This is a genomic window from Gemmatimonadaceae bacterium (assembly GCA_036273715.1).
GTDB lineage: Bacteria > Gemmatimonadota > Gemmatimonadetes > Gemmatimonadales > Gemmatimonadaceae > JADGGM01.
In genome coordinates this window covers 192,780-218,787 of the sequence record DASUHB010000033.1, presented here as the reverse complement: position 1 = coordinate 218,787, position 26,008 = coordinate 192,780, and the positions used below count along the sequence as shown (strand labels likewise).

Annotated in this window: 22 protein-coding genes and 1 tRNA gene; 11 read left to right on the top strand and 12 right to left on the bottom strand. The window is 66.2% G+C overall.

Translation table 11 applies throughout. The features are described 5' to 3' along the window. Window positions 1-40: 40 nt before the first annotated feature. From VFW04_07595 to VFW04_07585, 3 genes are all read right to left on the bottom strand, one after another. The gene (locus VFW04_07595) at window positions 41-403 is read right to left on the bottom strand and encodes a hypothetical protein (protein ID HEX5179176.1); all 363 of its coding nucleotides are present in this window, start codon (window positions 401-403) and stop codon (window positions 41-43) included. Window positions 404-470: 67 nt separating this feature from the next. Continuing rightward, window positions 471-1,172 carry a molybdopterin-dependent oxidoreductase gene (locus tag VFW04_07590; GenBank protein HEX5179175.1) on the bottom strand — a complete coding sequence of 234 codons (702 nt, stop codon included), beginning with the start codon at window positions 1,170-1,172 and terminating at the stop codon, window positions 471-473. Next, a complete protein-coding gene (locus tag VFW04_07585; protein ID HEX5179174.1) occupies window positions 1,169-1,900 on the bottom strand; it encodes a cytochrome b/b6 domain-containing protein in 732 nt (243 codons plus the stop codon). Before VFW04_07585 ends, VFW04_07590 begins: the two co-directional genes overlap by 4 nt. A gap of 267 nt (window positions 1,901-2,167) precedes the next feature. Here VFW04_07585 and VFW04_07580 point away from each other — a divergent pair, with 267 nt between their 5' ends. The 4 genes from VFW04_07580 (at window position 2,168) to VFW04_07565 (ending at window position 6,562) form a co-directional block, all read left to right on the top strand. Then, window positions 2,168-4,177, top strand: coding sequence for a cation:proton antiporter (locus VFW04_07580; protein ID HEX5179173.1), 2,010 nt, complete (start codon window positions 2,168-2,170; stop codon window positions 4,175-4,177). Between the two features lie 54 nt (window positions 4,178-4,231). After that, window positions 4,232-5,314 carry a hypothetical protein gene (locus tag VFW04_07575; protein HEX5179172.1) on the top strand — a complete coding sequence of 361 codons (1,083 nt, stop codon included), beginning with the start codon at window positions 4,232-4,234 and terminating at the stop codon, window positions 5,312-5,314. Further along, complete coding sequence (gene moaC, locus VFW04_07570) at window positions 5,311-5,787, top strand: cyclic pyranopterin monophosphate synthase MoaC (protein ID HEX5179171.1); 477 nt, start codon at window positions 5,311-5,313, stop codon at window positions 5,785-5,787. Before VFW04_07575 ends, moaC begins: the two co-directional genes overlap by 4 nt. 85 nt (window positions 5,788-5,872) lie before the next feature. Then, on the top strand, window positions 5,873-6,562 hold the full coding sequence (locus VFW04_07565; protein ID HEX5179170.1) for a transglycosylase SLT domain-containing protein: 690 nt from the start codon (window positions 5,873-5,875) through the stop codon (window positions 6,560-6,562). 79 nt (window positions 6,563-6,641) lie between these two features. Here the strand turns inward: VFW04_07565 and VFW04_07560 are convergent, their stop codons facing one another. Both VFW04_07560 and VFW04_07555 read right to left on the bottom strand, forming a co-directional pair. Then, complete coding sequence (locus VFW04_07560; protein ID HEX5179169.1) at window positions 6,642-8,210, bottom strand: transglycosylase SLT domain-containing protein; 1,569 nt, start codon at window positions 8,208-8,210, stop codon at window positions 6,642-6,644. Between the two features lie 25 nt (window positions 8,211-8,235). Beyond that, a complete protein-coding gene (locus VFW04_07555; GenBank protein ID HEX5179168.1) occupies window positions 8,236-8,685 on the bottom strand; it encodes a hypothetical protein in 450 nt (149 codons plus the stop codon). A gap of 120 nt (window positions 8,686-8,805) precedes the next feature. Between VFW04_07555 and VFW04_07550 the strand changes: the two genes are divergently transcribed. From VFW04_07550 to VFW04_07535, 4 genes are all read left to right on the top strand, one after another. Continuing rightward, window positions 8,806-9,717 carry a serine hydrolase gene (locus VFW04_07550; protein HEX5179167.1) on the top strand — a complete coding sequence of 304 codons (912 nt, stop codon included), beginning with the start codon at window positions 8,806-8,808 and terminating at the stop codon, window positions 9,715-9,717. Between the two features lie 258 nt (window positions 9,718-9,975). Next, window positions 9,976-11,055, top strand: coding sequence for a hypothetical protein (locus VFW04_07545; protein HEX5179166.1), 1,080 nt, complete (start codon window positions 9,976-9,978; stop codon window positions 11,053-11,055). 90 nt (window positions 11,056-11,145) lie between these two features. Next, on the top strand, window positions 11,146-12,309 hold the full coding sequence (locus VFW04_07540) for a sigma 54-interacting transcriptional regulator (GenBank protein HEX5179165.1): 1,164 nt from the start codon (window positions 11,146-11,148) through the stop codon (window positions 12,307-12,309). A gap of 40 nt (window positions 12,310-12,349) precedes the next feature. Further along, the gene (locus tag VFW04_07535; GenBank protein HEX5179164.1) at window positions 12,350-13,306 is read left to right on the top strand and encodes a GGDEF domain-containing response regulator; all 957 of its coding nucleotides are present in this window, start codon (window positions 12,350-12,352) and stop codon (window positions 13,304-13,306) included. A gap of 74 nt (window positions 13,307-13,380) precedes the next feature. Here VFW04_07535 and VFW04_07530 read toward each other — a convergent pair whose 3' ends face one another. Next, the gene (locus VFW04_07530; protein ID HEX5179163.1) at window positions 13,381-14,280 is read right to left on the bottom strand and encodes a hypothetical protein; all 900 of its coding nucleotides are present in this window, start codon (window positions 14,278-14,280) and stop codon (window positions 13,381-13,383) included. Between the two features lie 235 nt (window positions 14,281-14,515). Between VFW04_07530 and VFW04_07525 the strand changes: the two genes are divergently transcribed. After that, window positions 14,516-14,845 (top strand): PadR family transcriptional regulator, encoded by a 330-nt coding sequence (locus VFW04_07525; GenBank protein ID HEX5179162.1) that lies wholly within the window; start codon window positions 14,516-14,518, stop codon window positions 14,843-14,845. Window positions 14,846-15,140: 295 nt separating this feature from the next. Here the strand turns inward: VFW04_07525 and VFW04_07520 are convergent, their stop codons facing one another. The 4 genes from VFW04_07520 to VFW04_07505 form a co-directional block, all read right to left on the bottom strand. Further along, on the bottom strand, window positions 15,141-17,873 hold the full coding sequence (locus VFW04_07520; GenBank protein HEX5179161.1) for an ADOP family duplicated permease: 2,733 nt from the start codon (window positions 17,871-17,873) through the stop codon (window positions 15,141-15,143). 11 nt (window positions 17,874-17,884) lie between these two features. After that, the gene (locus tag VFW04_07515) at window positions 17,885-18,226 is read right to left on the bottom strand and encodes a PadR family transcriptional regulator (protein HEX5179160.1); all 342 of its coding nucleotides are present in this window, start codon (window positions 18,224-18,226) and stop codon (window positions 17,885-17,887) included. Between the two features lie 87 nt (window positions 18,227-18,313). Further along, window positions 18,314-21,037, bottom strand: coding sequence for an ABC transporter permease (locus VFW04_07510; GenBank protein ID HEX5179159.1), 2,724 nt, complete (start codon window positions 21,035-21,037; stop codon window positions 18,314-18,316). Further along, window positions 21,034-21,363, bottom strand: a complete 330-nt coding sequence (locus VFW04_07505; protein ID HEX5179158.1) for a helix-turn-helix transcriptional regulator — start codon at window positions 21,361-21,363, stop codon at window positions 21,034-21,036. Before VFW04_07505 ends, VFW04_07510 begins: the two co-directional genes overlap by 4 nt. A 359-nt stretch (window positions 21,364-21,722) precedes the next feature. Between VFW04_07505 and VFW04_07500 the strand changes: the two genes are divergently transcribed. After that, window positions 21,723-24,365, top strand: a complete 2,643-nt coding sequence (locus VFW04_07500) for a M1 family aminopeptidase (GenBank protein HEX5179157.1) — start codon at window positions 21,723-21,725, stop codon at window positions 24,363-24,365. 67 nt (window positions 24,366-24,432) lie between these two features. Here VFW04_07500 and VFW04_07495 read toward each other — a convergent pair whose 3' ends face one another. Next, the gene (locus tag VFW04_07495) at window positions 24,433-24,795 is read right to left on the bottom strand and encodes a hypothetical protein (GenBank protein HEX5179156.1); all 363 of its coding nucleotides are present in this window, start codon (window positions 24,793-24,795) and stop codon (window positions 24,433-24,435) included. A gap of 414 nt (window positions 24,796-25,209) precedes the next feature. Continuing rightward, window positions 25,210-25,282 (bottom strand) — tRNA-Lys (locus VFW04_07490). 235 nt (window positions 25,283-25,517) lie between these two features. Between VFW04_07490 and VFW04_07485 the strand changes: the two genes are divergently transcribed. Continuing rightward, a complete protein-coding gene (locus VFW04_07485; protein ID HEX5179155.1) occupies window positions 25,518-25,991 on the top strand; it encodes a nuclear transport factor 2 family protein in 474 nt (157 codons plus the stop codon). Window positions 25,992-26,008 lie beyond the last annotated feature (17 nt).

The window sequence follows — 26,008 nt, the reverse complement described above, 5'->3', positions numbered from 1 at the left end:
CCGGCAGCCCAACTGAGTTAGGCCGCCGGCCATCCAGCCGTCACGGCGATGAGGTGGGAGGAATGGTCAATGTCACATCCTCCCCGGGTGTGATCGTGATCTGTTCGCTCACCGGCGAGTGGTTGCCGGCAATCGGCCGCGCCAGGAACCGCACCTGCTGCGACCCGCTGACCAGAAACCCCGGCAGCTTGAACCGGCTCTTCTTCACGCCCACCGCCGTGCCTAACCGGACGCGCTGCCCGCCCGAGAGCACATAGATGTCCATGTCCGTGAACCCCTGATTGTCCACGTACACGTAGGTATCAGGCTGCGGGCCGTTCGCCGCCGGCGGCAGATGATGCGCGCACGCCCACAACGAGAGTGCCAGCCCCAACCCCGCCAAGACCTGCCATGTGCTTCGCACAGTCCCCTCCCGGCCATGAGCCTTGCCGCATTGCGCTGCGTGCCGGCATCCCTTGCTGGACACCGCCTCACGTGCCAGCGTACCACTCGTATCCGCGATCACTCCAGTACCCGCCGTTCCGCTCGGCCATGAACTCCACGCGAGTCAGATACTTCGTACACTTGTAGCCGAGCTTGATTGGCGAGTGCAGTCGCGCCGGCGCGCCGTGCCCCGGGCCCAGAAAATGTCCGTCTAACCCATACGCGACCAACGTCTGCGGATGCAAAGCGCTGGCCAGGTCCCAGCTTTCATGATAGTCCGAGTCAAACGACGCAAAATCAACGTACTGCACCTCGGGTTTGATCCCGACCCGACGTGCCAGCTCACTGACGCGAACGCCCGTATACTCGACCACAGCTGTCCACCCTTCGACACAATAGTGGTTCACACGTTGGGTCAGCGATGGGAGCGCCTGCAACTCGGCCAACGAAAGCTTCAGTGGTTGGTCGACGAGCCCCGTCACCTCCAGCGACCACGGCCCGCGCTTCGCCTCGTCCCAGATCGGCACGCGATCGGACACGAAGTACTTGGGATACGCCGCGCCAGCGAGCACCGCCGTGCCGTAGTCCATCGAGCGATGCCGAAACAGCGCGCGCTCCACTTTCTCGTTCCAACGCTCGGCTGCAAGCAGCACGGGCCGCGCGCGCTTCGGCCCCTCGGAATCACACGCCAGCAGTAGCGCCGACGCCAACGACAACGCCGACACTTCGATGAACCGCCGCCGCCTCACGGCTGCTTCTCCGCCGACGCCTTCGCGGATGCCGTTCGCCGCGGAGGCAGCAGATGCCAGAACGGTCGCGCGTTGCGCTCCTCCGGCGACAGCCGTTCGTCATAGTTGCCCGTGATCATCGACGGCAGTGAATACGGATCCACCGCGAAGATCATAAAAATGTGCACAAAGGCGAGCGCCACCAGGAGCAGCATGGCGAGAAAATGCCAGTAGCGCGCCCACACGAAGCCGCCTAACAAGTCGGTCAGCAGGCCTAACTGAACCGGCTTCCAGATCGCCAGCCCCGTGATCACCGACACCACGCCCACGATCGGCAGCGCAAAGTAGGTTGCCCGCTGCAATGCATTGTGCTTCCCCTGCCGCGGGTGGTCGGGCCGCGCGAACGCGTAGAACTTGAACATCTCCCACGCGTCGCGAATCTCGCCGCGACGAGGCACCAGGTCCCGCCACTCGCCGTGCAGATAGATGAATCCCAGGTACACGAGCCCGTTCACGACCAATACCCACATCGCCGCAAAATGCCAGTTGCGCGCGCCGGCCAGCCAGCCGCCAAAGGTGAGCCACGCCGGAATCGCCTTGTGCGCGAATGGATAGCAGCAGAACGTGTCGCCGCGCCTGGCGAACGCCGGGTACGCGTTGAAGATGCGCAGGCCGCTTCCCACCATGATCGCCAGCGCAACCACGTTCACCCAGTGCGTGACACGCACGACCCAGTGATGCCGCTTCACCAAACCTCCTCGCACCATTGCCTCCATATGCCCAACGAACAGTTCGCCGCAGCCAACCTATGCGAACGGCCCGCGACATGAAAGCCACGCCACGCGAGCGGTGAAAGACACTCGATCGCGCCCGCTCGATGTCGCGCGATTGCGCTCCCGCCGCTCACCATCGCCGCCGCGGTGTCCACGTCCACTCATACACCGCTGGCCACACGATGCACGCGTCGTCCGGGCGCGGATTCTCCCTGAGCCCGCCCTGATGAGACATATTGCACCATGTCCGAGCCGGGCTTGCTGTCCGACCTGCTGATTCTGTTTGCGCTCAGCGTCGCTGCGGCGCTGGCTTTTCATCGCCTCAGACTTCCGCCGATCGTCGGCTTTCTCATCACCGGCGTCATTTCGGGCCCGTACGGATTCGGTCTCATCCGAAACGTCGCGGACGTCGAATCCCTCGCCGAAATCGGCGTCGTTCTCCTGCTGTTCACGGTCGGGCTCGAGTTCTCGTTGCAGCACCTGGCGCGCCTGCGGCGATTCTTGTTCATCGGCGGCGCTCTGCAGGTGGGAGTGACCATCGCCGTCACAGCGGCCGTCGCCCGCCTGCTGGCCGTTGCGTGGCCCGTCGCCGTGTTCCTCGGCATGCTCGTCGCGCTGAGCAGCACCGCGATCACGCTGCGTCTCTACGCGGAACGCGCGGAGCTCGATACGCCGTTCGGGAAGGCGGCCGTCGGTATCCTGATTTTTCAGGATCTGTGCGTCGTCCCGATGATGCTGCTGACGCCGGCGCTCGCCGGCGGCGGACGGAACGCGACCCACCTCGCTATCACCCTCCTCGAGGCGGCGCTCTTCATCGCGGCCACGGTGGTCGCGGCGCGCCTGGTCGTTCCGCGCGTCCTCCACCTGGTCGCCGCGACGCGGCGGCGTGAAGTCTTCCTGCTCACGATCGTGCTCTTCTGCCTCGGCACCGCGTGGGCGTCGGCACGCGTCGGCCTCTCGCTTGCGTTAGGCGCATTCATCGCCGGCATCGTGATCGCCGATTCCGAGTACAGCCAGCAGGCCCTGAGCGACATCATTCCGCTCCGCGAAGTGTTCAACAGCCTGTTCTTCATCTCGATCGGAATGCTGTTCGATGTTCGCACGTTAGGCAGATCGCCGCTGCTCATCGCGTGCGCCATTGCCGGCGTGATCATCATCAAGGCGGTCGTGACCGGCGGCGCCTCCCTCGTGCTCGGCCAGTCGCTGCGCCCGGCGCTCGCCACCGGGCTGGGGTTGGCGCAGATCGGCGAGTTCTCGTTCGTATTGTCAGCGGCCGGCATGGCCGCCGGCCTCCTCGATGAGCGCCTGGATCAACTCTTTCTTGCCGTTGCCGTCGGAACCATGGCGCTCACGCCGTCGCTCATTGCCGTCGCCCCGCGCGCCGGCGCGTGGCTCGAGCGACACGTGCCTAACCGCCTGCGCCGCGCCCCGTCCGCGGCAGCCGAGCATACCGGCGCGCCGATCGCCGACCATGTGATCATCGTCGGATTCGGATTCAACGGCCGCAACCTCGCGCGCGTCCTGCGCGACGTCGGCATCGCCTACCGCATCGTCGACTCCAACGCGAGAGTCGCCCGCCACGAACGCCGGCGCGGCGAGCCGGTGTTGTACGGGGACGCCTCGAGCGCCGAAGTCCTGCACCACGCCGGCGTCGAGCGCGCGCGCGTCCTCGTCGTCGCCATCTCGGACGCCGCGGCGACCCGCACCACCGTCGCGACCGTTCGGCGCCTCAACCCGCACGTCCACGTGATCGTCCGCACGAGATATATGCGCGAGATCGTCTCCCTAACCCAGTTAGGCGGCGCCGAGGTCGTCCCTGAAGAGTTCGAGACCGCCATCGAAGTGTTCACCCGCGTCCTCCGCCGCTATCTGGTCCCGCGCGATGTCATCGAGCGCGAAGTCCACGCCGTGCGCACCGAATACGACGAGATGTTCCGCCCGCTCCCCCACGTCGGCGTCCGCGTCCAGGACCTCAGCCGCTTCCTCACCGACGTCACGCTCGTCGTCATGCGCGTCGAGCAGGAGGCCCCGGCCGCAAACGCTCCGCTGTCCGAGGTTCGCTTCCGCGAGCGCAGCGGCGCAACCGTCGTCGCAATCCAGCGCGACGGCGGCGGACTCGTCGCCAGCCCCAGCGGCGACGACACCCTGCGAGCCGGCGACACGGTTCTCGTGATGGGACGCACCGATCAGCTCGAGCGCGCCGCGACGCTTCTCCGCCAACGCGTCGCCCATGTTCCGAGCGATCAGCCATGACCCCGTTGAACCGCTGCCGCGTGAACGGCGCGCCGGCTTTCTGTATATTGCGTCGTGCCACTCATCCCTCTGGTCGGACACCGCGAGCTGCGTCGCCAGCTGATCGATGCCGTCTCGCGCGGCAGTCTGCCCGCCAGCCTCCTCTTGCACGGCCCGCGCGGCGTCGGCAAACAGCGCCTCGCTCTCTGGTTAGGCCAGTACTTGCTGTGTACCGCTCCGGCCGAGGACCCGCGCCCGTGCGGCCGATGCGAGCACTGCCGGTTCGCCGAGGCTCTGGCGCATCCGGATCTCCGCTGGTTCTTCCCGCGCCCCCGCACCGAGTCTGACGCAAGCGTTTCGGATGTCCTCGATGACCTCGGCGAGGGGCTCAGCGAGCGACTCGCGAGCGAAGGGCTCTATCCTCCGCCATCCGGGACTGAAGGCATCTTCGTTGCGAGCGTGCGCGCCCTGGTGCATCTCGCGGCGCAAACACCAGCCATGGCCAACCGAAAGATTTTCATCGTCGGCGATGCCGAGCGGATGGTGCCGCAGGAAGGCTCCGAGTTCGCAGCCAATGCGTTTCTCAAGCTGCTGGAAGAACCACCGGCAGATACCGCCATCATTCTCACGACGAGCGAGCCCGGCGCGCTGCTGCCAACGATCCGATCTCGCGTCGTGTCGGTTCGTGTGCCGCTCATGCCCGAAAACGACGTCCGCGAGCTCATCGAAATGCCGAAGTTCTCGGCCGCCCTGGATCAGACCGATCTTCCGCATTCGGTGCGGGAACGCGTGCGCCTCGCCGCCGGCGCTCCAGGCCTGCTCCTTGGCGCGCAAACGCGGCGCGATGCGATGTCGACCGCGGCCGCCCTGCTGCAGGCCGCGGACGGCTCGCTCTCACCACCCGACCGCGTGAAAGCCGTGATGAGCCTTGGCGCGTCGCGCTCTCGAGGACCCTTCACCGATGCACTCGACGCCCTGTCCGCGATGCTCCGCGAGCGCGCACGTGGCGCGCTCGGACGCGGCGATGCTCCTAGCGCACTCGCCGCCTCGCGTGCGATCGAAGTCGTACTGGAGGCGCGACTGCGCGCGAACGGCAACGTGAGTCCGCAACTCCTGGCGTCTCATCTCGTCCGCGAGCTTACGGGCCGGCTCTCATGAAAAAGCTCTCACACGTCGACGGCAGCGGACAAGCTCGCATGGTGGACGTCGGCGCCAAACCCGTCTCTGAGCGTATCGCCCGCGCCACGGGTTCGATCCGAATGAAGCCCGACACGCTCAAAGCAATTCAGCAAAACGCCTTGGTCAAGGGCGATGTGCTTGGTGTGGCAAGAATTGCCGGAATAATGGCTGCCAAGCGGACCGCTGAGCTAATCCCGCTCTGCCACCCGATTTCCCTCACCGATGTTCAAGTAGCCCTCGAGTTGGATGAAAGTTTGCCCGGCGTCACGTGTGAGGCGACCACCAAGACCACTGACCGAACCGGAGTCGAAATGGAGGCCATAACGGCCGTGGTCGTCAGCCTCACAACCGTCTATGACATGGTTAAGTCGGTAGATCGCGGCGTAACGATTGGAGACATTCGTTTATTAGAGAAAGACGGTGGGCGCTCGGGACATTGGGTCAGCCCCTGACGGCACGTCCGTTGCCCTACCAGGGCGATCGAGTAGGCGTGGTTTGGTGGTACCGCTCGCACAAATCTCCAACAGGAGAATTCACGTGCACGGCAGACAGCAGAGTTACGTCTATCGCGGTGATCGAGCTCGCCGCAACGAACGGATCAAACGGCTGCTCCTCGTTGCTGGTTTGGGAGTCTCGGTTGCCTTGATTCCTCATGAACGGACGCGCTCCGCCGAAGCGTCCGCGTTTTCGAGCTTCTCGTTCGGGAGTCACGAATCGAAGGATCTGCGCTCGCAGTTGGACGCCGCCCGCGGCGAGCTGGAGCTGACCCGGGCACGCCTCGACCGCGCGAACGCCATCCTTGGCTACTCGGCGAAGTACAAGGTGGACGCCAGCCTGGCGGGCGACGTGTACGACATCGCCCAGGCAGAAGGCATCGACGCGGACCTCGGCTTCCGCGTGGTCAACGTGGAGAGCGAATTCAACCCGCACGCGGTGAGCAGCGTCGGCGCGATCGGACTCACGCAGCTGATGCCGGCCACGGCACGCTGGTTCGATCATTCGATCACCAGGGAGAAGCTATACGATCCGCGCACGAATCTTCGGTTAGGCTTCCGCTACCTGCGCTCGCTGATCGACCAGTACCACGGCGACCTGCGGCTCGCGCTGCTGGTGTACAACCGCGGCCCGCAAGCGGTCGAGACGCTCCGCGCGTTGGGCGTCGACCCGCGCAACGGTTACGATGACCTGGTCATGAAGGGATACACCGGCAACGGCCTGGTGAACTGAAGGTCGCCGGGAGCCGGATGAACGACGGGGAAGCGCGCGAGCGCTTCCCCGTTTTCGTTCGGCACGGGCGGCTGCGGGGTCAGCGATGGCTGCCCGACTCCGCCACCTTCTCGTGTGTCGATGACGTGCGCGCCGCGTGCGTGGACCGGTGGCGCGCCCGGCGCGTCCCCTTCACGAACAGGACTTCGCCGGGGAAGATGATGCTCTTGCGCAGCCCGTTGATCCGCATGAGGGATGCGACCGTCGTGTGATAGTGCTTGGCGATCAAGCCTAACGACTCGCCCTTCCGCACTACGTGCGTGATCGACCGGCCCGACGACCCATACCGCTCGATCGACGGATCGGGAACGTCCCGCGCCGCCGCGGCCGTCGCCGCCGTTGGAAAGAGCACCGTCTCCCCTGCTGCCACGTGGCCGTGGCGCGATGCCTTGAGCTTGGGATTGTACCACTCGAGTTGCTTGACCGAGATGCCGGCGCGAGCCGCGAGCCGCACCATCGTGTCGCCGCGGCGCGAGACCGACCGCGTGTACGCCTTGCGCGCCGCCGCCGGCAAGGCGGCGAAGCTGGAATCAAAGCCCACCGTGCCTAACGGAATGCGCACGGTGAACGAGTCCTTGGGCGGCGTCATGCCGCGCAGAATCTCGGGATTGAGATCGAGAATCGTTGCCGTCGGCGTGTTCGCGGCCCTCGCGACAGCGGCCAACGGCGTCGCCGGCCCGACGCGCACCGAGTCGTACACGAACGCGGAATCGTATGTGATGTCGAAGCCGTACCGCGTGGGGTCCTTCGCGATGAGCGCCGCCGCGATCAGCTTCGGTACGTAATCGCGCGTCTCCGCTCGAAGATAATCCTTCTCCGCGAGCGCAAAAAAGGCTTCGTCGCCCGACTGACCCTCGAGCTCGTCGGCGTAGCGCGACAATCCGCGAGCAATGCGCCCCGGTCCGCCGTCGTACGCCGCGGCCGCGAGGTAGAGGGAGCCGAATTGATCGTTGAGCCAGCCCAGAAACTTGATCGCGGCATCAGTCGATCGCACGGGATCCCGGCGCTCGTCCACCCACCAATCGACGCGCAGTCCCGCGCCTCGCGCCGTGCTCGACATGAGCTGCCACAGCCCGACTGCCGCCGCGCTCGAATACGCTTGCGGATCGTACCCGCTCTCGATCAGTGCGAGGTACGTGAGATCCTGCGGAAGCCCGGCCGCCTTGAGCTTTCCGCGAATCATCTTGTCGTATCGACCGCCGCGCGCCAGCATCTCGCCGAACCGGGTGTGCGCTCCATTCTGAAAGCGGTCGACGAAGAACGCGACGCGCGATCGGGTCTCGAACGATCGGACGTCGATGTCCCACTCGGGCGCCGAGTCCACAGGCGCCACCACCGAATCCGCCGTCATCGCGGGCGCGGGCTTGGCGAGCGTATCGCCGAACAGTTGAAGCGCTTCGCCAGTCACGGCGGGAGACGCAACCTTCGAGGTGTCGCCCGCGCTGTCCGATCCGAGGGCAGGCTGCGTCGTATCGGCGGCCTGCGCCGTCTCCGCAGCGGGAACCGGCGCGGTCGCCGGATGTGAAGAGTGACACGCCGGGAGGACGAGCACGGCGATGAGGATCGCCGCGGTCCGACGCCGGCCAGCGGCGGTTATGTCGTTGGGCACTCGTTGGTCCGCAAGACGGTGGCTCCTAACGCGTCGCGATGAAGTTGCCGAGGACGCGATTCGTGGCGTTCAATACTGCGACCACGGCACCGCGCACCGGGTCATCTTCGACCAAGCAGGAGCCGAGCAGCTTCTGCGGGCCATCGTGGCGATTGGCGATCGAGACGATGACGACATTCGCATCGAATACGCGAATGGACTTCACACCGATCAACTCGAACGCGAGGCCACCGTCCGAAAAACTCTCGATCGCGCGAAGGCCGGCTTCAGCGGCCACGCGAAGATCGACGGTCGCACTGGACTGACCAGACGCCGTGCCGCGCACCTTGTGACCTTCGATCCATTCGAGCTCGACCTCGGCCGAGCATCGGCCGTCGGTCGCGCGCCGGAAGCGGAAGTCGGTAAAGCGCAGCCGCTCCCGCTTGCCGTGAATCGGTGGAGCGTCCGCGCCGCTCTCGCTTTGGCTCTGCGTCATGTGGCGAAAGGCAAGGGGTTGCCCCAAGGTGACCGGCGTGCTGGCATAACGCAATACGAGTCAACTCTGCGAAGGCAACCCAGCGCTTCCCCGCTCGATGCGCAGTCGTATATTCGCCGCATGCACTCGCTTCTCATCGCGTTGGCGCTCGCGCTGCCGCGCATACTGACGCAGTCGCCGACTGATTCCATCTCGGCGATCATTCGCGCGCGCATCGCCCAAGTGCCGGGTGCTGAAGTGGGCCTCGCGTTCAGACGCCTTGATGGCACCGACTCGCTGTACATCGAGGCCGATAGCGAGTTCCACGCCGCAAGTACCATGAAGGTTCCGGTCATGATCGAGCTGTTTCGGCAGATCGACCACGGCAGCCTCTCGCTCGACACGCCGATTCTCGTCGAAAACCAATTCAAGTCGATCGTCGACAGCTCGACGTACACGCTCGATCCGGGTGACGACTCGGACAGCGCGATGTACAAGCTGGTGGGCACGCGCGTCAGCGTTCGTGATTTGATGGATCACATGATCGAACGGTCGAGCAACCTGGCGACGAACACGCTGATCGCCCTCGCGGGCGCAGATCGCACGACCGATGAGATGCGACAGCTCGGCGCCACGCACACGCACGTGCTTCGCGGCGTCGAAGACGACAAGGCCTTCGAGCGCGGCCTCAACAACAAGATTTCAGCGCGCGATCTGGCGACGATTCTATACGCGATCCAAACGAATCGCGCCGCGTCGGCGAAGAGCTGCGCCATGATGCGCGACATCCTGCTGCACCAGGAATTCAGCGCCGAGATCCCTGCGGGACTGCCGCCAGGCACACCGGTCGCCCATAAAACCGGGTGGATCACCGGCCATCTGCACGACGCGGCGATCGTCTACCCGCGCCAGGCGCCGGCCTACATCCTCGTTGTCCTAACGCGAGGCATTCCCGACCAAAATGTCGCGCGATCGCTGATCGTGGACATCTCGCGCGACGTGTACGCACACGTGGCTGCTTCCGAGCCGAGCGCGAGCGCCGACTCGCACTGAGAACGGAGACCCCGGGGCGTCGAAGCCCGGGCTGTGTGGCGATACAATTTGTTACAGCCCGCAACGATCTCTCGCAACAGAGTGCTCGGATCGCGCGATGCGCAATTCATAAGAGCGAGGGTGACAATGACTTGAACTGGGCATGCCGGTTGCAAAATCGCGCTGCAGCGGGAGCTCCATCCCGGTCGCGATCGAGGCAGCGCGCATGTGGTACTCAGCTGCAGCCATTCCCATCCATAGTTCAGCCGGGTGCATCTCGTGAGTCATCACGGGACGCACTTTCGCGAGTCGAAGCCCCCTCACGGGTTTCCGGCCTCGCGTCCCGGGAGCCACGCCCAGGAAGCGCGCGAGCTCGTGTCTCGAGCGCGCGAGCACCAACGTACCGGGAGTGTCGCCGAGGCGTGTGTGGCGTTCGAGATGGCGCTGGCGCTCATCGATGGCGCTCCGACTTCCCCGCTCCATTCCGATTTGCATCGTTGGCACGGCGCCCTCCTCTTCGACATCGGTTCGACCAGCGAGGCGGAAGCGTTCTTTCGGCGCGGGCTCGAGACATCGCAGTTCATTCGCTATGCGATCGGCATCGCCCGGGCGCAAGCATGTCTCGCACGCGTGGCCCAACGACGTGGCGACTTCGCCGCCGCACGCCGACAGTACGATGATGCATCGCTCAACGCCGTCGCGTCCGGCGATCATGCGCTCTTTGCGCACGTGGAGCTGGATCTCGGCTCCATCTCGGCCGTCATGGGAGATGCAGAGGATGCGAGCCAGCGCTTTCGGCTGAGCATGCGGGCGCTGAGCGAAGCCGGCGACGATGCCGGAGTCGCCTGCGCTCTCGACCACATCGCCCAATTGCACGCGCAGCGCGGTCGATTGGACGATGCACGCGCCGCCGTGTCGGAGGGACTCGCGATCGCCGACCGGTTGGGAGTCGCGCTGCTCAGGCAGCGTCTCGCCACGACGGCGGCAGAAATTGCGTGCACCGCTGGCGACGCGGACGAGTGCGACGCCGCAAGCAATCGCGCCCTGGGCATCGCGTCCAGACGCGGCGATCGGCTCGGTCGAGCACACGCGCTGCGACTTCGCGCCCGCGTCGAAGCGCGGCGCGGCGCCACCCAAAAAGCCATCGCCTCGCTCGAAAACGCGCGCGCGCTCGCCGCGCAAGGTGAAGACTTGCTCATGGGGGCGCGCGTGCTTGTCGAGTATGGCGACGCGCTCGCCGCACGAGGCGAACTGCTGCGTGCGCGCACGGCGTGGGAAGAGGCCGCAGCCGCGTACGCGCGACTCGGAATGCCACCCGAAGCACTCGCGGTAGCTAGGCGACTTTCGCCGCCCGCGTGAGCGAGACCGGCCACCTGCCTCGATCGTCGATGCAGAGTGCATCCAGCGTGCGCCGGTTCGTTTCCGCGCACTGACCCCGTCCCGAATCCCATGCCGGATTTTCCGTCCGACGACTCCTCGAGATCCAACGGCCCGATCGCCCAGGGCGCGAGTCGCGAAACAGCGGCCAAAGCGACGAACGCGTCGCCGCCGCGCATCGTGCCTGCGTTAGGCGCGAGCTTCCCATCGGCCAGCTCTACCGATGGCGGGTCCCGCCAGAGTCCGCCGCTCGGCCTCGAGAGCATCGTCGGCTCGAGTACTGCGTTAGGCGATGCGCTGGACCGGGCCCGCAAGGTCGCCGGAAGCCGCCTGACCACCGTGCTCATCGTCGGCGAAACCGGCACGGGCAAAGAGCTGTTCGCGCGCGGCATCCACTACGCGGGTCCGACGCGAGGCGAGCCTTTCGTGGCCGTGAATTGCGCGGCCATCCCCGAGACGTTGCTCGAGTCCGAGCTGTTCGGACACGAGCGCGGCGCGTTCACCGATGCGCGTGCGCAGAAGCGCGGTCTCATGGAGCTGGCGTCGACGGGCACGCTGTTCCTCGATGAAATCGGCGAGATGCCGCCCCGCTTGCAGCCGAAATTGCTGCGCGCGCTCGAAGAGCGTCGCGTGCGCCGGCTGGGTGGATTGCAGGAAATCGAGATCAGCTGCCGGATCATCGCCGCGGCCAACACGGCCCTGCACGACGCCGTCACCAGATTGGAATTTCGGGAGGACCTGTACTACCGGCTGAACGTGTTCCGCATCGCGCTCCCGCCGCTCCGCGAGCGCGAGGGAGACGTCGAGATATTGGCCCGTCATTTCCTGGCGGACCTCGCACGTCAGCAGCAGCTCGAGACGAAAACGCTCGAGCCCGACGCCATCGCCGCGCTGCGCGCGCATACCTGGCCCGGGAACATCCGCGAGCTCAAGAACGTCATCGAGCATGCGGCCATCTTGAGCGATGGAAGCGCCATCCACGCCGAGCACCTCATGATCCAGCAGCGTACGACGCTGCCGGCGACGCGCGCGACGGGACCCGTTCGTGAAATCCGAATTCCGCCTGAAGGCAAAGCGCTCGATGCCATCGAGAAAGAGGCGGTGCAGATGACGCTGCAAATCACGCGTGGAAATCGCAGCGCCGCGTCCCGCATTCTCGGCATCTCGCGTCCAACGCTCGCGAGGAAGATGCGCGAGTATGGAATCCACCATCCGCCCGGAGCCGCCGGCGAGTGATGCCGGTCCGGGGGCGGTGCGGTGGAGAGGAGCGGACACGATGAGCGTCAGCACGACCAAAATTCTGCTCGTTGCGGAACGCGAGCCGGAAGTGCCGGAGCTCATCTCGGCGTTGCACGACGGCGGTCTGTCGGCCGTCGATCTTCTGCATGCGGCGGAATCTACGGACGCCCTGCGCCATCTCTCCGAAGACCGCTTCGACGCGATGCTCGTGTCGCTCCGCTCCGACGACGAGAACGGATTCGAGCTGATTGCGCGCGTGCGTGATCATGCGCCCGACGTGCCGGTCGTGGTGTTGGCGCCGCACGAGGACGACGCGGTCGCCGTCCGCGCCATCAAGGCCGGCGCCGAGGAATGCATCGGCGGTGATCGCAACGGCGCGATGCTCGTGCGGGCCATCCGCTACGCCATCGAGCGACACCAGTTGCAGATGGCCCTTCGGGCGATGGCGCTGGTGGATGATCTCACCGGTCTGTACAACCGCCGCGGCTTTCAGACGCTGGCGCGACAGCACATGAAGATGGCGGACCGGATGCGCAAGCGCGTGTCGCACATCTTCGTGGATCTCGACGGGCTGAAGGAGATCAACGATTCGCTCGGGCATCGCGAAGGCGATCTGGCCTTGATCGAGGCCGCGGATCTCCTGAAAGAGACATTTCGGGAATCGGACATCATCGCTCGCATTGGCGGCGACGAGTTCGTGGTGCTGGCGCTCGAAACCGTCGGGTTAGCGCAGGAGCACTGGGTCACGCGACTCCAGGAGAACCTGGCGCGGCGGAACGAGCGGCCCGAGCGGCGCTACCGATTATCGCTGAGCATGGGGATCGCATACTACGATCCGGACTTCCCGTGTCCGTTGGACGATTTGCTGGACCGTGCGGACGCGCTCATGTACGAGCAGAAGCGGACGAAACGGCCGTCGTCGCCGGGGACGCCGGCGATGCCGACGCGCTTCAGCGCGTCGGGAGTTCGCGGCGTCGCGCCGCGGGCGGACTAACCGAGTGAGGGCCAACGCAAACGGGGCGCGGTGCCGCACGGCACCGCGCCCCGTTTGCGTTGGGCGGCGGGTGGTCAGCCGGCAACGATGATGAGGTACTTGGATGCCGACCAGAAATTCGTCGGATCGGAGATGTGCAGCTCGCCGCTCGGCTTGCCGGCGGAAGTCAACGGCTGGTCGACCAACGACGGGTCCTGGCGCGAGATGATCTTGTAGCCCTTGTCGGGATTCGGAATCGTAATGGTCGTGGTCGTAAACTTGTCGATGGCCGTGAAGACCGTCGGGTCGAGTTTGCGCGCCGGCACGAGCGCCTTGTGTCCGAAGAAGAGGAACTTGGAGCCTTCCTCGACCACGATGCCGCGCTTCTCGAGGTCATCCTTCGTGCCGATGATGTAGTACACCGTGTTGTTCTCACGACGCAGCGTGTGCATCGTGTCGGTCACCGCGGCTTCGCCGGCGGCGAGTTGCGTGTTGGCCGTGGTGAGGCTGTCGACGCGTCCCGTTAGGACGAGAATGTCCTGTTTCTGACGATCGACCATCGCCTGGAGCGACGTGATGGTCTGCTGGTACTGATCGATCTGGGTCTTGAGCGCGCTGTTGTTGGCGGCGAAGCGGCGCACCCGTGCACGGCTGGCGCTGAGGAGCGCGGTCACGTCTTTGACCTTGCCCAGCAGATTCGCGCGGTAGGCGGCCTTGGGATCTTGCGCCGAGTCGCCCTGCACCGCGAGGGGCACGTGGGACTTGAGTCCCTTCACGTGCGAGATCTCGCTGTCGATCGAATCGAGGAGCTTGGTGGTTTCGGTGAAGCCCTGCATGAGCGAGTCCTGCTGCGCGGCCACGGTATGTGCCTGCGCGAGCTGGGTGTTCAATGCATGGACCGAATCGATGGCGGAGGCGTGGCCGGCAGTGCCGAATCCGGAGCGATCGCAGGCGGCCAGGGTGAAAACGACCAGCAGCGTAAGAACGCGTCGCATCTAGAACTCCCGGAAGTGGTGGAGCCGCGGCCCGTCGTTGGGCGGCGGCAGCGTCGGAGACCGAGCTGCGAGTCTCGATACGTCGAGTACGACCAACAAATCTAACTGTCACCACCTGTGAGGTCGGTCACAAAGGCCGGGCGTCGCATCGCGACTCGAGCCGCGCCACACTTGCGCCAACGGACCTGTAGGGGTAGAGTGTTGGGGTAGACACTGTCCTGTGGAGGCGCGGATCATGGCGCTGGTGAAAGGGACGCTCGACGTCCTGGTGCTCAAGACGCTGTCGTGGACGCCGATGCACGCGTTCGAGATCGCGAAATGGTTGGAGGAGCGGTCGGGCGGACGGCTGAGCGTGGAAGACGCCGCGCTCATGCAGGCCCTCCATCGCATGGAGGAGCGCCATCTGCTCGAGGCCGAGTGGGGGCAGACGGAGAACGGGCGTCGCGCGCGGTACTACCGCCTAACGGCCGCCGGGCGCGCCCACCTGCGCACCGAGACCAAGCGGCTCAGCGAGTACGTGGACGCGCTGACGTCGGTGTTGAACAGTCGAACGTTGCACGCCTGAGGAACGGATCATGACCGACCCACGGTTGCCGGCGCGGGTGCGCCGATTGTTCCGACTCGACGCGCAGCCCGGCCGGGACGCGCAAGCGGACGCCGACGACGAGTTGTCGAGTTTTCTCGACGCGCGATCGGACGATCGCGTGGCGCGGGGGATGACACGGGGCGACGCGCGCGCCGAGGCGCTGCGTCGGTTAGGCGACGCCCCGGGCCACGAGCTGCGCGACCGCTTGCGCCGCTCCGCGGCCAGGCGGGAGCGCCGGCGGTGGCGCTCACGAGCGAGCGGTGAGCTCGTCGCATCAGTCCGAGCGAAGTGCCCACATGGGATCGGCCCGCGCGGCGCGTTGGGCGGGGAGGACGCTGGCAATCGCCGCGACGACGAACACCACACCCGCGACGACGCCGAACACCCACGGATCGCGCGGCGATTCGCGAAACAGGAGCGGCGCGACCCAAGGGGCCGCGACCAGTGCGATCGCGGTCCCGAGCGCAACGCCGAGGAGCGTGACCTGCATCGTCTCGCGTACGACCAGTCGCGTCAGGTCCTGCATCCGCGCGCCTAACGCAGCGCGAACACCGAGCTCGTGGGTCCGTTGGGCAACATTGTAGGCGACAGCGCTGTAGAGACCGATGGCCGCGATCAGCAGCGCGAGCGCTCCGAAGACGACGAACATGGTTGCGCCAAGCCGCCACGACCGGCTCTGTTCGCCCACCAACTCGCTCATGGGCCACACCTCCACGTAGGACGTGCCGGGCATCACACGTTGCAGGTGCGTCCGGATGTCCGCTTGAACCTCGTTGGCTGGGCGGCGCGTCCTAACGAACAGGCCGCCGGCGTCGGGATGGAATTGTGCCGCCGACAGGTAATAGAAGAGGCCGGGATCGTTGTCGAGCTCGCGTACTTTGATGTCTTCCGCAACTCCGACCACGTAGGTGCACGGCAGCGTGTCCGCTTGAACTCTGACGCATTGGCCAATCGGGTTGCGACCCGGCCAGAGCATCTTGGCCATCGCTTGACTCACGACCATGACCTGCGGCGAGCCGTCGCGATCCGCGGGGCCGATGGCGCGGCCGGCGAGGATGCGCGTGCCCATCGTCTTGAAGTATTCGGACGACACCGCGTTCAGCTCGAACTGGCCTAACCGCGCGACCGAGTCGATGCCGGGCACGTACAACTGCACGGCCCAGTGGCTCAAAAACGGAACCGACAGCTGCCGCGTGGCGCTGGTGACATCGGGATGCGACTCCGCCGCCTCGATCAGACGCTGACGGAGCGCGATATTTTGCGCGCTATCGAGCGATACGCCGCGCATGGAGAGGTCGACCGTGAGCAGGTGGGTCGCGTCGTAGCCGAGCGGTACCTCGTTCACTGCGCGGAGACTGCGCACGAACAATCCGGCACCGACCAGCAGCACGACCGACAGCGCTCCCTGGAACACAAGCAGCGCGCCGCGGAGGCGCGACCGCTGGCACGTGCCCTCCCGCACGCCGGCCTTGAGGGGGTCCACGAGGTCGGCGCGCCGCGTTTGCAGCATTGGCGCCAAGTCCGCGAGGAGACCCGCGAGGAGCGCAGCGGCTCCGGCATAGAGCAGCGTGGGTCCATCGGTCGCCACGGCGGGTCGGGCGCTGCTCGAGAGGAAGTGTGAGCGTAGCAGAACGCCTCCCCACTGTGCGACCGCGACGCCGATCACGCCGCCGCCTAACGACAGCAGCAGGCTCTCGGTGAGGAGCTGCGACGCGAGGCGCGCGCGGCTCACGCCGAGGGCGAGCCGCACTGCGATTTCGCGGCGGCGGCGGAGTGCGCGCGCCAGGAGCAGATTGGCAACATTGGCGCAGGCAATGAGCCAGACTATGACGGCAACACCGCTAATCCAGGTGGCCACCTTCGCGGTGCTCGACTCGTTCGGCCCGCGCTCGCTGATGATCGAGGCGACGATGGCGCCGGGCCGGTCGACGGAGAGCGGCTGCCTGCCGGCGGCCGTGCTCATCGCCTCCTGGTAGCTGCGCTCATAGGCCCGGCTCAGATCGGCCGCGGCTGTGGCCACACTCACATTCGGCTTGCGCTCGGCGATCACCTTCGCCCACGTGAAATTGTAGGTGGTCCACCAGCGATCGCCGCTGCCGAGCATGCGGGCGCTGATCTCGGGTGCGTAGGCGGCAAGCGGTACGAATGCAGCAGGCGGGCTGTCCGGCCAGAGCCCCACGAAACCGCGAGGTGCAACGCCGATGATCGAGTACGTGGTGGCGCCGATCTGGATGGGGGCGCCCAGCACATCACGCGCGCCGCCATACGCGGTTTGCCACAGGCCGTAGGAGAGCACCACAACCGGCGCTCCGTTAGGCGGGCGGTCTTCCGTCGGCGTATAATAGCGGCCGAGCGCAGGGGGCGCGTCGAAGAAGTCGAAGAAGCTGGCGGTGACGACACCCACTTGCACCTGGCGTGTATCGGCGCCGGCGCCGATCGCCATGCCGATTTCGTTCACTTGAGCGAAGCGGCTGAACGCCGTGGTCGACTTCGTGAAGTCGATGTAGCGGGCGTAGGGAATGTACGCGCTGTAGGACGTTTGACCGCGATACGCGTCTGCCAGATAGATGCGATGGCTGAGCGAGGGGTGACGCAGCATCGTCGGTGCGCGGAAGAGCAGCCGGTCGACGATGGAGAACATTGCCGTGTTCGCACCGATCCCTAACGCCAACGTGACGACGACGGCGGCGACGAAGCCGGGAGTGCGCCGCGCTTGGCGAACGGCGTACCGAAGGTCGGCGAGAACGACACCGAGCCGGTCGCGCTGGCTCAGCATCCTGTCGCGTTGGTATGCGCCGGCCTGCAGACGGGCGCGTGCGGCGTCGAAGTTCCCGAATCGAGCGAGCGCCGCAATTCGTGCGGCTTCCGGTGTCAATCCCTGTCGCACGAGATCGGCGATGCGCATCGCGATGTGGCTTTCGATCTCGAGATCCATTTCGAGAGCGCTGCGGCGGGCACCACCGAGTCGGAGCTCGAACAGGCGGCGGTACTTCGGTGCGTCGCGCATGGATTGCTCCGTTAGACGGTGCGACTCGCGAGAGAGAGAATGCTGCTCACCGATTGGGTATAGCGCATCCAGGTGGCGGATTCTTCGCGGAGGCGGCGCCGGCCGGCTGCCGTGAGTTTGTAATACCGGGCCCGGCGGTTGTTGTCCGTCGTTCCCCACTCTGCGGCGAGCAACCCTCGACCTTCCATACGCTGGAGGGCTTGGTACAGCGCGCTGTCGTCGACGCCGAGTGTGCCCTCGGAACGCTCCTCGAGCCAGGTCGCGATGGCGTAGCCGTGCAGGGGACCCCAGCTCAGGGTCTTTAGGACCAGAAGGTCGAGGGTGCCTTTGAGCAACGGAAGGCCGTCGTCCATAGCTACAGTACGTTCCCCGTGCGTTCTAAGGTAAGCGAAATGTGCGGCCGCCGGGCGGCGTCGTCAAGACGCACGTCGCGGTGGCCTTCAGTCCGCGCGTAGCGTTTCTGCGGGATCGATGCGCAACGCGCGGCGCGCAGGGACGTACGACGCCACCAACGCGATCGCGCCGACGAGCAGCGCAATCGCGACGAACGTGGGCGGGTCGGCCGCGCCGACGCCGTAGAGCATGCTCGACAGGGCCCGCGTCGCGGCCAGCGCGGCAGCGGCGCCGAGGGCGATGCCCAACGCGACGAGGCCGAGGCCGCCGCTGACGACGTGCCGCACTACTCGACTCGGATCGGCGCCCAACGCGAGGCGAATGCCGATCTCGCGCGTCCGCTGGCTCACGCTGTACGCGATCACGCCCGACAATCCGATCGCTGCGAGTGCGAGGGCGACGACCCCGAAGGCTGTGAGCAGCGACATGGCAAACCGCGTCGGCGCGAGACCGTCGCGCAGATACGTGTCCCCCGAAAGAATCGGGCGCGCGAAGATGTGCGGATCGACCGCCGTGATCGCGCGCTTGACGATCGGCGCAGCATCGTCACCCGACATGGTCGTGCGAACGACGAACGGGACCTCGCTGACCAGCCGGTCGATCGTGTAGACCTGGTATGCGGCAACATCGCCGCTCTCGCCCGGAATTCGTGTATCGCTCGTTACGCCGACGACGGTCGACCACGGGGCCGGAGGGCGACCCGGGAACGGTTTTTCGCGGAGGTGCGCGCCGATCGCGCGTCCCGCGGGCCAGAGACGCCGAGCGAGCGCGCGGTTCACGAGCACTTCGGAAGACCAGCCGGCTGGGCCTAACGACGAGAACGAGGTCGAGTCGGGGAGCCGACCGGCCAGGAGCGGGATGCGCGCCACGCGCAAGTAACCGGGCGACATCATGATGGTGCCCAACGCCGGTACATCGGCCGTGTGACCTTCCGGATCGATTTCGGCCTCGACGCCGCCGCCGAGCCATCCTTTGCCGGGCATCACGCCAATCGAGACGCCGGTGACATCGCGGAGCGATTGAAGGTGGCGAATGATTTCATCGCGGATCGTGCCGCGCTGCTCGCGCGTGCCGGCGATGAGCACGTCGGCATAGAGCAGTCCCCGCGGTTCGAAGCCGAGTGGCATGCGCTGGAGCGCGGCGAACGAGCGCACGAGCAGGCCCGACGCAACGAGCAGCGCGAGCGATGCGGCGATCTGCAGGACGACGAGTGTCGATCGCACGCGGCGTGAGATGACGCCCGCGGATCCGCCGCGCATCTCGCGGCGGAGCACGTCACCAACGGGATGCAAACCGGCAAAGAACGCCGGCGCGCATCCGAACGACAGGCCGGTGAGCACCGACACGACGAGCGTCCACAGCAGCACCGCCGGCTCGATGTGGACATCGGCCAGACGGTCGAGTCCGGGCGGCCTGAGTGCGACGATGACGCGAAGCGTGAGCCCGGCTACGCCGATGCCGAGGAGTCCGCCGGCGAGGGCGAGCGACATGCTCTCGGTGAGCACCTGCCGCGCGAGGCGACGGCGGCCGGCGCCTAACGCACCGCGGATGGCGAATTCACGCTGCCGGGTCCACGCACGCGCGAGCAACAGGTTGGCGACGGTCGCACACGCGGTGAGCAGCAGTGCGCCGACGGCGGCGAAGAGCACCTCGAGGGCGCGGGTCTCGCCCGCGTTGACGAAATCCTGTGCGCGCATCACGCGCAGCCGGCCGCCGAGTCCAGCGGCGTGGGGCACGCCCGCGGCGATCGATTCGAGCTCGCGCGAGGCCACGTCCACGGAGACACCCGGACGCAGGAGCGCGAAGACGGAGGGGCTGATGTCCAAACTGCCCGTGCCGCCGTCGACGGCATCGGTCAGGGCTCCGGGCACCCACATGTCCGGGGGCGTTTTGTGCGACAACGGAATATTGAGGCCGGCCGGCGCGACGCCGATGATCGCAAGCGGGCGTCCATCGAGCGTGACGGTGCGGCCGACGATGTCGCTGCGGCCGGCGTAGCTCTGCCGCCACAGCGCCTCGCTGATCACGGCAACGTTAGGCGGGCCGTGACGCACCACGTCGCCCGGAGAGAATCCTCGCCCAACGAGCGGCTCGACGCCGAGCATTGGGAGGAAGTTGACGGTCACGACGGCGCTGGTGAGCGTGTCGATCGTGCCATCGGCGTCGAGCGAGAACATGTCCTCGGATGCGGCGGCAATGTCCTCGACGGTGTGCGTCCGCTGCTGCCACGCCTCGATGAGCGCACCGGCCATGTTGCGGCGTTCGAAGCGGCTGTCGCCTCGATAGCGATCGTTCTCCTGCATCGGCATGACGATGCGGTTGCCGTTCGGGAAGGCGAGCGGCGCGAGCAGCAATCCGTGCACGGCACTGAAGATGGCCGTGTTGGCCCCGATGCCGAAGGCCAGCGTCAAGAGGGCGGTGGCGGTGAAGGCCGGGCTGTGGGCGAAGCGACGGACGGCAATTCGCAGATCTTCGCGGAGGTCGGCGGCGGCCTGCCGGAGCCATTGGTGGCGTTGGCGTCGTTGGGCGGAGCGGCGAAGCACGAGGCGCGCGTCGCCTTCCGGGGAGCCCAGGCGGCGGAGCGCTTCCGCGCGAGCGTCGGCGGGCGTTAGGCCGCTTAGCACGAGGCGGTCGATGCGCTCGGCGAGGAAGGCATCGAGCTCGGCGTCGGCATCGGCGCGAGCGGCGGCGCGGGTAAACAGCGGGAGTTTGAAGAGCCGGCGGACGCCGGCGCGGAATGCGTCGCGGTCGCGGTCGCGCTGAGGGCTCATGTCTCGGCGCTCCGCGCGGTGAGGATTGCGGTGAGGGTCTTGACGTGGTCGATCAACGCCGTCGACTCGGCGCGCAGGCGGGCCCGGCCGGCGGACGTTAGGCGGTAGTACCGCGCGCGGCGGCCGTGATCGGTGATGGCCCACTCGGCGGCGATGAGCTCGCGTTCTTCGAGCCGGTGGAGGGCTTGGAGGAGGGCGGCATCGGTGACGTCGATTTTCCCGTCGGAGCGGGACTCGAGCCAGGTGGTGATCTCGACGCCGTGCATGGGTCCCCAGGAGAGGGTCTTGAGGACGAGGACGTCGAGAGTGCCTTTGAGCAGGGCCATGCCGTCGTACCTCCAACTTACTTGGGAAAGTATCTTGGGGTATCTGCCATATCATGGGGCGGAGTGCGTACGCGCGCAAGGGCCTGGAGCGGAAGGGAACACGGCGCGTCGAGGCGCCGGGACGGGCGGCTATCGCGGTGCCCGCGATCGCGATCCCGATCGCACGCCGAGGGGCGATCCGGAGCCCTAACTGGGTTGGGCGCGTGCTGTCGCGTTTCGGGCTGCATTGCGCGAGGCGACGGATGCCCGTATCGTAGAAGGCCATGCGCCCCCACCCTACGCCCAACACTCAGCGAACGAGCCTTTCGTTAGGCGCTTGGCAGGACCGGAGTCGGACGCGTGCAGAGCGCCGCGCACGGATGGCGCGCCGATGGCGGATCGTGCTGGCAACGGCCGGTTGCATCGTGGTGCCCGGAAGCGCGCGTGGGCAGCACGTCGACAAACCATCGCCCACCATGGCGTCGGGCACGCTCAGGATTTCGGGTAGCGACACTACCGGCGGCCAGGACTTCCCGTGGGGACCCGCGCCGCCGGGCGAGGCGCATCCCCGGCGCGAGCGTGGGTATTCGCTCCGCCACCAGGAGCTCCGCGTGCGATTCGACGCCGACCTCAAACGCGTGTCCGGCACGACCAGTCTCGAGATCGTCGCCGGCGACGCGCCGGTGTCGGTGGTTGACGTCGACGCGATGAACATGAAGATCGCCGCCGTGAGCGACTCTCGGGGTCAGCCGCTCGTGTACCACTACGACGAGCGCACGATTCGGATCGCGCTCCCGGCAACGCTAGCGCCCCGCGCGTCGGGCACCGTGAGCATTCGGTATTCGGTGGAGCAGCCGCGCGCCGGCGTCATTTTCGTGGCGGCGCCGCGGGTGGTGTGGACGCAGGGGATGATGCGTGACACGCGGTATTGGCTACCGACGATCGATGACGTGGACAGCCGGCCAACGTGGATGGTCGAAGTGCGGTGCCCGATAGGCGAACAAGCCGTCGCAACCGGTCATCTCGACGTGTCCGGCGCTGTAGAAGGCCAGGCCGTGTGGAGGTGGGTCGAATCGGATCCGACGCCGATCCGGTATCTCGTGATCGCAGTCGGTCGATACGTACGCTTGCTCGACGCGCCTGCCGACTCCGTTAGTCAACCCTCCCTCGAACGGTGGGCATTGCGCGATACGCGGGATTCGGCGCGCGCGGGATTCGCGACTGCGACGCAGACTCTCACGACGCTCGAGCGACTCCTCGGGCCCCGACCGCGGCATGGCAGCGTTAGTCTCTTCGTCGTCCCACAGTTCCCATTCTGGACGCAGCTGGACGGTTGGCGGCCGGTCATCACGACCACTGCGTTGGACGACCGCCTGATCGTCGACCACGAGCGGGGTTGGCCGGGCGAGTCGGCGGAGATGGCGGTGACCAGGCGGCTCGCGCAAGAGTGGTTCGGCATGTCGGTGGCGCCGAAGCACTGGTCAGATGTATGGCTCGCGGAAGGCTTCGGCAATTTCATCGCGCACGCCGTGTATGCGAGCGCCCATGGTGACAGCAGCGTCGCCGAGATCCGGAACTGGTCGCATGTGTCGGCGTTTGCCGCCGACCGCGACCAACGACGACCCCTCGTCTACGACAGGTGGATGTATGGGCCGATCGAACTGCTCGACACGGAGCACGCGGGGCAAAAGGGAGCGGTGGTGTTGCGCATGCTGCAAGCGGCACTTGGAGACTCGGTGTTCTGGACCGGCATGCGCCAATTCGTCTCGCGCTACGCCGGTCACGCCGCCGGCACTGACGATTTCGAGAACGTCATGGAAGAGGTATCAGGCCGAGACCTGACCGCGTTTTTCAGGCAGTGGGTTTACGGCGCCGGGTATCCCTTCCTCGACATCACGGAAGACTATGATACGGCGCGGCGCCAGCTCGCGCTCACCGTTAGGCAGGTGCAGCGCCGCGATTCGCTTACCGGGTTCTTCGACGCACCGGTCACGGTGGAAATCGGGACGCGCGACGGTCCGCGGACCGTGACGGTGCCGATGAGCGGCGAAGTGACCAGGTTTCGCACGGAACTTCCCGCGCCACCAACGTACGTGGACTGGGACCCAGCTGGTGTGCTGCAGAGCGAGGTGACGTTCCGGCGCTCGACGGCATTGTTGATCGGGCAACTGGAGCACGACCCACATTCGCACGGGCGCATTGAGGCGGCCCGGGGCCTCGTTGACCGTGCACGCGGAACCGGGGGGGAGATCGGCATTCTCTTCAGCTCGCACGGACCAACGCCGACGATGCCGCTCGCCGACACTGCGGCAATGGGGCCGGTCGTGCGTGCGGCGCACTCGGACCCGTCGGTGCACGTTCGAGCGGGCATTGTGGAGGCGCTGGCCGGCGCGTTCGATGCGCCGTCACAGGCCGCATTGATGGAGGCGACGCATGACTCTTCGCCGTCGGTGCGCGCGAGCGCGGCCCTTTCTCTGTTCGCGGTGCCGAGTGCCGAGGCCCGGGCGCGGCTCAGGGAGCTCGCTTCGTCGGACCCCGACGAAGGCGTCCGAGAGACGGCGAAGGAATCCCAGCGGATGAGTGCATCGCGACGCGCACCATCGCCTGGGATCGACGAGTCAGCCCTCGACAGCGCGGGCGAACGAAGCAGGTTGGAGATGCTGCAGCAGGCCGACCAGATGCCTAACGGATGGGACGTCGGGCGGCGACTGCTGACCGACTCCGCCTCGAGCCGCGCGGTCAAGCAGGCGGCGATGCGCCAACTTGCCATCGCCGCGTCGATGCATTACTGGAAAGCGGGCGCGTCACGCGACGAGTTCGTTAGGCTCGTGGAACCGTTGCTCGCATCCGATGATCCGAGCATGCGGGTAGCAGCAGCGCGCGATCTGGCAGTTGTGAACGGGCCCGCAGCGATTGCCGCGCTCGAGGCGCGAAAAGCCGTCGAAATTGACGCGCTCGTGTTGACGGAGATCGACCGATCGCTGGCACAGGCCTCTCGCGATAATTCCTACACAGGTCCGTAGCCTGGCGCAGTCCAAAAGGTCGGCGCGCCGCTCGGCGACATACCCGTCCGCGGTGCGAGCGCGCCGATCACGCGAACTGTTTGGCGACACTCTTCGTCCGGCTCCTCTTCTTGGAGCTACGCTGCTTCGTGCCGGGCTTCGTCGCGGTTGTCTTCCTGGCGCTCGTCTTCGCGCTCGTCTTCCTGGCGTTCGCCTTCTTCGCGCTCGGCTTCTTCGTGCTCGTCTTTCTGGTGCGCTTCTTCTTCCGGCCGCTCTTCTTCGCGACTATCTCCTTTCCAAACACGACGGCGTTATGTACCGCTTCGATCGACTGTTTGAGCGGCGTCTCAAGGCTCTTGGGTGGTTTGACGCGATGGACCCGCTTTCTGATCTCCTTCGCGACCTTCTTCAAGGTGGTCTCGAGTTCGTCCCGCAGTGGGATGTCATTCATTGGCGGTCTCCCATTGGTTGAGTTCGCAGCGTTCTTGTGGAGGATGGCAGCCAACCAAGCAATAAGCGGACTCGCGGGACTGTCATGGAGGGTCGTAGAGCGTCAGGCGGGTGAGTCGTCGCGTGGGATGGAGGCTGGCCGGTGCCTGTGGCACTCAGCTACGCCAAGTATGACTGCCCGGTGTCTCTAGCCCGAATCGCTCCTGACGCAAGCTACTCGATGTCGGTCGAGTGGAGATGAAACTGACGCAATGAGAAGCGCCGCGCGGGCGGCAAAATCGCGCGGTGGGCTGGTGGCGCGTTCGAGGGAAGGCGGATTGGATGATGTCGATCCCGCGACGCCTCGGCTGCGACTGCGTCGTCGGGCGCCGGTGGTCCGACGAGCGCTACTGCCTAACCGGTTCTGCTGCAGGAGTGACCCGGGCGGGTCTCGAACCCGCGACCTACGGATTAAAAGTCCGTTGCTCTACCAACTGAGCTACCGGGTCTGACTGTGGAAGACAATGGCTTATCGATTCAGCAATCTAGGGCCTGTCCAAAATCTGTCCAAGTTCAGGAATCCTCGCGCCGCATAGCGCACGCCGATACCCGCTCCCCATTTGTGCCAGTCACTGGTTCCCGGTATTGTCCCGCACCCCGATCACCTGCCCTCAGGGCGCAACGCATGCAGATGATCCTCGAGCCGGACCTCGAAACCGCTGCCCTTCACCGAGGAGCACGCCAATGCCAGGGCGTATCGCAACACTCGTTTCAGTTCTGATCCTCGGGCTTCCGTTGGCTCCGAGTGCACAAACGTCTGTGTCGCCACGCAGCGAGGTGATGGCGAAAGTGCAGCAGTTCGTCGACGCGTTCAACAAGGGGGACGTCAACGCAATGTCGGCGGCGTGTGCGAACGAAGGCGCCATCATCGATGAGTTCCCGCCGCACGAATGGCACGGCGCCGGCGTCTGCGCCAAGTGGGCACACGACTTCGATACCGACGCCAAAGCACACGATATCACCGATCCCGTGGTCACAGTCGGCAAACCGACACACGTCGACATCACCGGAGATCAGGCGTACGTCGTTCAACCCGCGAACTATGCCTACAAGGCGAACGGGAAGCCGGTCAAAGAGGTTGGGTCGATCATCACGCTGACGCTGCACCGCGAGGCGACGGGATGGCGCATCACCGGCTGGGCCTGGGCGAAACATTGACCTGCACGCACGAAATG

Bases quoted from the DNA above. Each gene is read 5' to 3' on its own strand.
- VFW04_07525 (HEX5179162.1), top strand. From the start codon at position 14,516: ATGGCGCTGGTGAAAGGGACGCTCGACGTCCTGGTGCTCAAGACGCTG.
- VFW04_07550 (HEX5179167.1), top strand. From the start codon at position 8,806: ATGCACTCGCTTCTCATCGCGTTGGCGCTCGCGCTGCCGCGCATACTG.
- VFW04_07510 (HEX5179159.1), bottom strand. From the start codon at position 21,037: ATGAGCCCTCAGCGCGACCGCGACCGCGACGCATTCCGCGCCGGCGTC.
- VFW04_07580 (HEX5179173.1), top strand. From the start codon at position 2,168: ATGTCCGAGCCGGGCTTGCTGTCCGACCTGCTGATTCTGTTTGCGCTC.
- VFW04_07530 (HEX5179163.1), bottom strand. From the start codon at position 14,280: ATGCGACGCGTTCTTACGCTGCTGGTCGTTTTCACCCTGGCCGCCTGC.
- VFW04_07520 (HEX5179161.1), bottom strand. From the start codon at position 17,873: ATGCGCGACGCACCGAAGTACCGCCGCCTGTTCGAGCTCCGACTCGGT.
- VFW04_07535 (HEX5179164.1), top strand. From the start codon at position 12,350: ATGAGCGTCAGCACGACCAAAATTCTGCTCGTTGCGGAACGCGAGCCG.
- VFW04_07555 (HEX5179168.1), bottom strand. From the start codon at position 8,685: ATGACGCAGAGCCAAAGCGAGAGCGGCGCGGACGCTCCACCGATTCAC.
- VFW04_07485 (HEX5179155.1), top strand. From the start codon at position 25,518: ATGCCAGGGCGTATCGCAACACTCGTTTCAGTTCTGATCCTCGGGCTT.
- VFW04_07540 (HEX5179165.1), top strand. From the start codon at position 11,146: ATGCCGGATTTTCCGTCCGACGACTCCTCGAGATCCAACGGCCCGATC.
- moaC (HEX5179171.1), top strand. From the start codon at position 5,311: ATGAAAAAGCTCTCACACGTCGACGGCAGCGGACAAGCTCGCATGGTG.
- VFW04_07505 (HEX5179158.1), bottom strand. From the start codon at position 21,363: ATGGCCCTGCTCAAAGGCACTCTCGACGTCCTCGTCCTCAAGACCCTC.
- VFW04_07500 (HEX5179157.1), top strand. From the start codon at position 21,723: ATGGCGCGCCGATGGCGGATCGTGCTGGCAACGGCCGGTTGCATCGTG.
- VFW04_07515 (HEX5179160.1), bottom strand. From the start codon at position 18,226: ATGGACGACGGCCTTCCGTTGCTCAAAGGCACCCTCGACCTTCTGGTC.
- VFW04_07495 (HEX5179156.1), bottom strand. From the start codon at position 24,795: ATGAATGACATCCCACTGCGGGACGAACTCGAGACCACCTTGAAGAAG.